Source organism: Streptomyces sp. NPDC107521, assembly GCF_055598485.1.
On the sequence record NZ_JBVKAT010000003.1, the window covers coordinates 385,832 to 391,872 of the forward strand.

At 76.0% G+C, this 6,041-nt stretch carries 4 protein-coding genes and 1 pseudogene; 4 read left to right on the forward strand and 1 reads right to left on the reverse strand.

Annotation, left to right across the window (positions count from 1 at the left end):
* Positions 1-33 precede the first annotated feature (33 nt).
* Positions 34-576, forward strand: a complete 543-nt coding sequence (locus ACZ7LB_RS07630; protein ID WP_471466005.1) for a MarR family winged helix-turn-helix transcriptional regulator — start codon at positions 34-36, stop codon at positions 574-576.
* A 97-nt stretch (positions 577-673) separates the two neighbouring features.
* On the forward strand, positions 674-1,654 hold the full coding sequence (gene galE, locus ACZ7LB_RS07635) for a UDP-glucose 4-epimerase GalE (RefSeq protein ID WP_471466007.1): 981 nt from the start codon (positions 674-676) through the stop codon (positions 1,652-1,654).
* Positions 1,655-2,538: 884 nt separating this feature from the next.
* Here the strand turns inward: galE and ACZ7LB_RS07640 are convergent.
* A complete protein-coding gene (locus ACZ7LB_RS07640; protein ID WP_265294892.1) occupies positions 2,539-3,168 on the reverse strand; it encodes a TetR/AcrR family transcriptional regulator in 630 nt (209 codons plus the stop codon).
* Positions 3,169-3,377: 209 nt separating this feature from the next.
* On the opposite strand from ACZ7LB_RS07640, the gene ACZ7LB_RS07645 reads away from it, so the two are divergent.
* Both ACZ7LB_RS07645 and ACZ7LB_RS07650 read left to right on the forward strand, forming a co-directional pair.
* Positions 3,378-4,343 carry an ABC transporter permease gene (locus tag ACZ7LB_RS07645; protein ID WP_471466009.1) on the forward strand — a complete coding sequence of 322 codons (966 nt, stop codon included), beginning with the start codon at positions 3,378-3,380 and terminating at the stop codon, positions 4,341-4,343.
* A pseudogene (locus ACZ7LB_RS07650) lies at positions 4,336-5,223 on the forward strand (ABC transporter ATP-binding protein); the annotation flags it as partial. The gene ACZ7LB_RS07645 and the pseudogene ACZ7LB_RS07650, both read left to right, overlap by 8 nt.
* Positions 5,224-6,041 lie beyond the last annotated feature (818 nt).

Consider the following 6,041-nt stretch of genomic DNA (forward strand, 5'->3'; position numbering starts at 1 on the left):
GGGATCGAATTCCGCCAAAGCTAGGCTGGAGCCATGACCACGCCCGCCACACCCGCGCCGGACCCGGCGGCCCCCGCGGACCCGGCCGGCCCCGGGCTCTCCCCGGACGGGGCGGACCCGGTGGACCGGCTCCGCCTGGACCAGCAGATCTGCTTCTCGCTGAGCGCCGCGTCCCGCGCCTTCGGCGGCGTCTACCGGGTGCTGCTGAAGGACCTCGGGCTGACCTACCCGCAGTACCTGGTGATGCTGGTGCTCTGGGAGCACGGCGAGCTGCCGGTCAAGCGGCTCGGCGAGCATCTGCGCCTCGACTCGGGCACCCTGTCGCCGCTGCTGAAGCGGCTGGAATCGGCCGGGTTCGTCCGGCGCGAGCGCAGCGCGCGGGACGAGCGCTCGGTGCGGGTGGGCCCGACCGAGGCGGGCACGGCCCTGCGCGAGCGGGCCGCGGGGGTGCCGCGCCGGGTCATGGCGGCGACCGGACTCGGCGCGGCCGACATCGCGGACCTGCGCGCCCGCCTCGACCTGCTCACCGCCGCCCTGGACGCCCACGGCACCACCGGGCCGTCCGGCACGTTGTAGGGGGGCGGGGCTCCGGCGACGAGCGCCATGACGGACCATGGCCGTCCGGGACCACCGCACGACCAACCGGAACCACCGAACGAGGGGACCACCCCACATGACCTGGCTGATCACCGGCGGCGCCGGCTACATCGGGGCGCACGTCGTCCGCGCGATGACCGAGGCGGGCGAACGGGCGGTGGTGTACGACGACCTGTCCACCGGGATCGCGGACCGCGTCCCGGACGGGGTGCCCCTGGTGGTGGGCTCGGTGCTGGACGGCGAGCGCGTCGCCCGCGCCCTCGGCGACCACGGGATCACCGGCGTGGTGCACCTCGCGGCGAAGAAGCAGGTGGGCGAGTCCGTCGAGCTGCCGCTGCACTACTACCGGCAGAACGTGGAGGGCCTGCGGGTCCTGCTGGAGGCGGTCACCGCCGCCGCCGTCCCGTCCTTCGTCTTCTCCTCCTCCGCCGCCGTCTACGGCATGCCGGACGTGGACCTGGTGACGGAGGAGACGCCGTGCCTGCCGATGTCCCCGTACGGCGAGACCAAGCTGGCCGGTGAGTGGCTGGTGCGGGCGACCGGGCGGGCCTCGGGCCTGTCCACGGCCTCGCTGCGCTACTTCAACGTGGCGGGCGCGGCGAGCCCCGCACTGGCCGACACCGGGGTCTTCAACCTCGTGCCGATGGTCTTCGAGAGGCTCACCGCGGGCGAGGCCCCGCGCGTCTTCGGCGACGACTACCCGACCCCGGACGGCACCTGCGTCCGCGACTACATCCACGTGGTCGACCTCGCCGAGGCCCATGTCGCCGCGGCCCGCGCCCTGACGGCCTCCCCGGGCCGCGCGCTGACCCTCAACATCGGCCGCGGCGAGGGCGTCTCGGTCCGCGAGATGATCGACCGGATCAACACCCTCACGGGCCACGACCGCCCGGCCGCCGTCACCGCGCGCCGCCCCGGCGACCCGGCCCGCGTCGTGGCCTCGGCCGACCGCGCCGCCGCCGAACTGGGCTGGAAGGCCAAGTACGACGTCCAGGCCATGATCACCTCGGCCTGGGAGGGCTGGCTCCACCGCCACCCGGAGGCGGCCCGCGGCTAGTGACCTGAGTCAGAGATGTTCGGGTGGTTCTCGCGAGCTGCCCGGCGTGCCGGAGGCCGGATATCAGCAGGCCGGGCCGGAACCCTGCCGGCCGCACGGCATCCGGCTGATGGCCGCGATCTGACGAGGAATCTCTGACTCAGGTCACTGAGGTCTTTCGTTCGGGTCGGGCCGGATCGGGGAGCGGGGTCCGGCGCCGTGCGTCGCGAGGCGGAGGAGGGGGTCGGGGCGGAGCCCCGGCGACCGACGACAACGCGGCGAGGTGCGGCGCCAGGGCCCGCGAGCCCGGCCTGATCCAAACGAGAGGCCCCAGCGGGCGCCCGGTCCTCGGCATCCCCCCGCTGGGCGCCGCCCTCGGGGCGCCGCTCGGGCGCCGCTCGGGGGCCGGTCACGGTGCCGGTCACGGTGCCGGGTTCGCCCGCTCCCGGCACCGTCCGCGGACGGTGAGCGCCGGGACACCGCGCGGCGCCCGGGACGGGCGTACATCGGGGGGCGGGCCGGCGCCGGTGGCGCGGGCGGGCCGCCGGCGGGCGTTCACGGTCCCGGCGGCACGGGCGGTCCGGCGGTCCGGCGCCGCGCCGCTCCCCGCCCCGGGGCTTCCGGGGCCCGCGCCGAGGCACCGGTACCCCCGCCCGGCCGCACCGGGCGTCGCCCGCGGCGGGCCGGGGCACGGCGGGGCCGGGCGGGCCGGTGGCCGGGCCCGGCAGCGATGCCGGGGCGCCTCCCCACCGGTGCCGCCCCATGACACCGGGAGCCGCCGCCCCTACCGCCGCGTTCCGCGCCGCGCCCCCGCATCCCGCGCGTCGGGCCGGGCGGACTCGCGCGCGGGCGTCGGGCCCCCGCGCCGGGCGCCAGCACCGGGGCCGGGCGACGGGCGACGGGGGTCAGAGCGCCTTCAGCGCGGCGGCCGTCGCCCTGGCCAGGTCCGGGAGGTGGGAGGCGGGCAGCCGGGGGGCGCGGATGACGATCGCGCGCCAGTAGAGCGGACCCGAGATCAGGTCCAGGGCCAGTTCCGCATCCAGGTCCGCGCGGACCTCGCCGCGCCCGGCCGCCGCCGCGAGGATCTGCCCGGCGGCACCGTCCTGCCCCTCGCGCAGGGCCTTGCGCAGCGCCTCCGCGATCTCCGGGCTGCGGGCCGCCTCGGCCTGGAGGTCGGGCACGATCTGCGAGGCCACCGGGTGGCGCAGCGCCCGGGACATGACCTCGTACAGCAGCCGCAGGTCCCCCTCCAGGGAACCGGTGTCCGGCGCCGGCAGCCCCCGCACCGCCAGCGCCGAGACGACGTCGAGCACCAGGTGCAGCTTGGAGCGCCAGCGCCGGTAGACGGCGGTCTTTCCGACGCCCGCGCGCCGGGCGATGCCCTCGATGGACATCCGCGCGTAGCCGACGGCCGCGAGTTCCCCGAAGACCGCCGCGCGGATCGCCTCCGTCACGTCCTCGCGCAGCACCGCCGCCCCGGCGGGGGCCCGGCGCGGGCGCGGCTGCGGCTGCGGCTCGTCGGCTTCGGTCGTCATGCGGGCCAGCATAGGACGGGACGACGGCACGGTTGCGTTCCGACGCCCGCACGCCCTACGCTCCCGTCACGACGATACGGTGCCGTCCCGACGTAAGTGAACGTCCGGGGTCCTCCCGGCGAACGCGGGGCGGCGCCGCTCCCGCCGCACCGGCGCCCCCTCTCCGGCGGCCCGTGCGGCTCCCCCCTCCTCCGAGCGAAAGAGCGGATGTGAGCCAGGCCCTCTCCCCACCGCCGCCGGCCACCGCCCCGGCCGCCACCACCCCGGCCGCCACCGCCGGGGCCGCCGCCGACCGCGGCCCCGGCACCGACCTCGCGGCGCTCGCCGCCCGCCACGGCCTCTCCCCCGGCGGCGTCCGCCCCTCCCTGCCCGACTACACCCGCAGGCTGTGGGCGCACCGGCACTTCATCGGCGCCTTCGCCACCGCCCGGCTCACCGCGCAGTACAGCCGGGCGAAGCTGGGCCAGGTCTGGCAGGTGATGACGCCGCTGCTGAACGCGGCGGTGTACTACGTCGTCTTCGGCGTGCTGATGAACACCAAGCGCGGCGTCGAGGACTTCGTGCCCTTCCTGGTCACCGGCGTCTTCGTCTGGACGTTCACCCAGAGCTCGATCCTGGCGGGCACCCGCGCCGTCTCCGGCAACCTCGGGCTCGTCCGGGCCCTGCACTTCCCGCGCGCCGCGCTGCCGGTCTCCTTCTGCCTCCAGCAGCTCCAGCAGCTCCTGTTCTCGATGGCCGCCCTGGCCGTGATCCTGCTGGCCTTCGGCGTGCCGCCGCGCCCGTCCTGGCTGCTGGCGGCCCCGGCGCTGGCGCTCCAGTCCGTCTTCAACGCCGGGGCGGCGATGGTCCTGGCCCGCGTCGGGGCCCGCCTCCCCGACGTCTCCCAGCTCATGCCGTTCGTGCTGCGCACCTGGATGTACGCCTCGGGCGTCATGTTCAGCATCCACCACATGACCGGCCCGGACAGCGGCCGCCCGTCCTGGCTCGGGCCGCTGCTCCAGCTCAACCCCGCCGTCGTCTACATCGACCTGATGCGCTTCGCCCTCATCGACAGCTTCGGCGCCGACGCCCTGCCGCCCCACGTGTGGGCGCTGGCCGCGGGCTGGGCCCTGCTGGCGGGCGTCGGCGGTTTCATCTACTTCTGGAAGGCCGAGGAGACGTACGGTCGTGGCTGACAACGCCGGCACCACCCCGCAGCGGGACGAGCGCGTCCCCACCGTCGTCGTCGACGGCGTCGACATCGTGTACCGGGTCAACGGCACCGGCGCCGGGCGCGGCTCCGCGACCGCCGCCCTCAACCGCATCCTGCGCCGGGGGGCCGCCGAACGGGCCGCCGGGGTGCGCCGGGTGCACGCCGTGCGCGGCGTCTCCTTCGTCGCCCATCGGGGCGAGGCCATCGGGCTCATCGGTACCAACGGCTCCGGAAAGTCGACGCTGCTCAAGGCCGTCGCCGGGCTGCTCCCGGTGGAGAACGGCCGCATCTACACCGACGGCCAGCCCTCCCTGCTCGGCGTCAACGCGGCCCTGATGAACGACCTCACCGGTGAGCGCAACGTGCACCTCGGGGGCCTGGCGATGGGCATGTCCCGGGCGCAGATCAGGGAGCGGTACCAGGGGATCGTCGACTTCTCCGGGATCAACGACAAGGGCGACTTCATCAGCCTGCCGATGCGCACCTACTCCTCCGGGATGGCCGCCCGGCTGCGCTTCTCCATCGCCGCCGCCAAGGACCACGACGTCCTCCTCGTCGACGAGGCGCTCGCCACGGGGGACCGCTCCTTCCAGAAGCGGTCCGAGGAGCGCATCCGGGAGCTGCGGCGCCACGCGGGCACGGTCTTCCTGGTCAGCCACAGCAACAAGTCCATCCGGGACACCTGCGAGCGGGTGCTGTGGCTGGAGCGGGGCGAACTGCGCATGGACGGGCCGACGGAGGAGGTGCTCAAGGAGTACGAGAAGTTCACCGGCGGCCCGGCGAAGCCCAAGCCGAAGCCGAAGCCCGCGGCAGCGCCGAAGCCTCCGGCGGCGGCAGCACCCGCCCCCGCGGCAGCACCGGAACCGAAGCCGGGACCCGAAGCGAAGCCGGGGGCGGAAGCGAAGGCCGCAGCGGAATCAGAGCCCAAGCCGGAAGCGAAGCCAGGGGCGGAGTCAGAGGCCGACCCGGCCCCGGTCGCCGCCCCGGCACCGGCACCGGCACCGGTCGCGACGTCCTCGACGGCTCCCGCCTCCGGGCCGACACCCTAGTGACCTGAGTCAGAGATTCTTCGCCAGATCGCGGCCATCAGCCGGATGCCGTGCGGCCGGCAGGTCCGGCCCGGCCTGCTGACATTCGGCCTCCGGCACGCCGGGCAGCTCGCGAGAACTACCCGAATATCTCTGACTCAGGTCACTAGCTAGGGCCTCTCGTTCGGATCACGCCGGGCTCGCGGGGTCCGGCCTGATCCACGAAAGACCCTAGCCGGGGCCCGCTTCCCGGCCCGCGCCGCAGCCGGAAGGCCCACCGGTCACGCGGAAACCGGCCTCGGCCCCGCCCTCGGGGCCGGTTCCGGCGCCGGGCGAGGACCGAAGCCGGGGCGGGGGCCGGAGCCGAGAGACCGGGGGCCGGGTCCCGCGCCACGGCCAGGATCGAAGCCGGGACCGGAGCCGGGGCCGAGGCGGTATCGGGCCCGGGACGGTATCGGGCCCGGGGCCGGGACCGGAGCCGAGCCGGAGCCCGGGGGCCCGAGGCCGGAGCCGGGCACCGGAGCCCGCCCGCACCCGGGCCGGAACCCATGTCGCCGGTCGCCGGTCGCCGGTCGCCGGTCGCCGGTCGCCGGTCGCCGGTCGCCGGTCGCCGGTCGCCGGTCGCCGGTCGCCGGTCGCCGGTCGCCGGTCGT

Excerpts from the sequence above, each read along its gene's own strand:
- ACZ7LB_RS07640 (WP_265294892.1), bottom strand. The coding sequence starts at position 3,168 with ATGACGACCGAAGCCGACGAGCCGCAGCCGCAGCCGCGCCCGCGCCGG.
- galE (WP_471466007.1), top strand. The coding sequence starts at position 674 with ATGACCTGGCTGATCACCGGCGGCGCCGGCTACATCGGGGCGCACGTC.
- ACZ7LB_RS07630 (WP_471466005.1), top strand. The coding sequence starts at position 34 with ATGACCACGCCCGCCACACCCGCGCCGGACCCGGCGGCCCCCGCGGAC.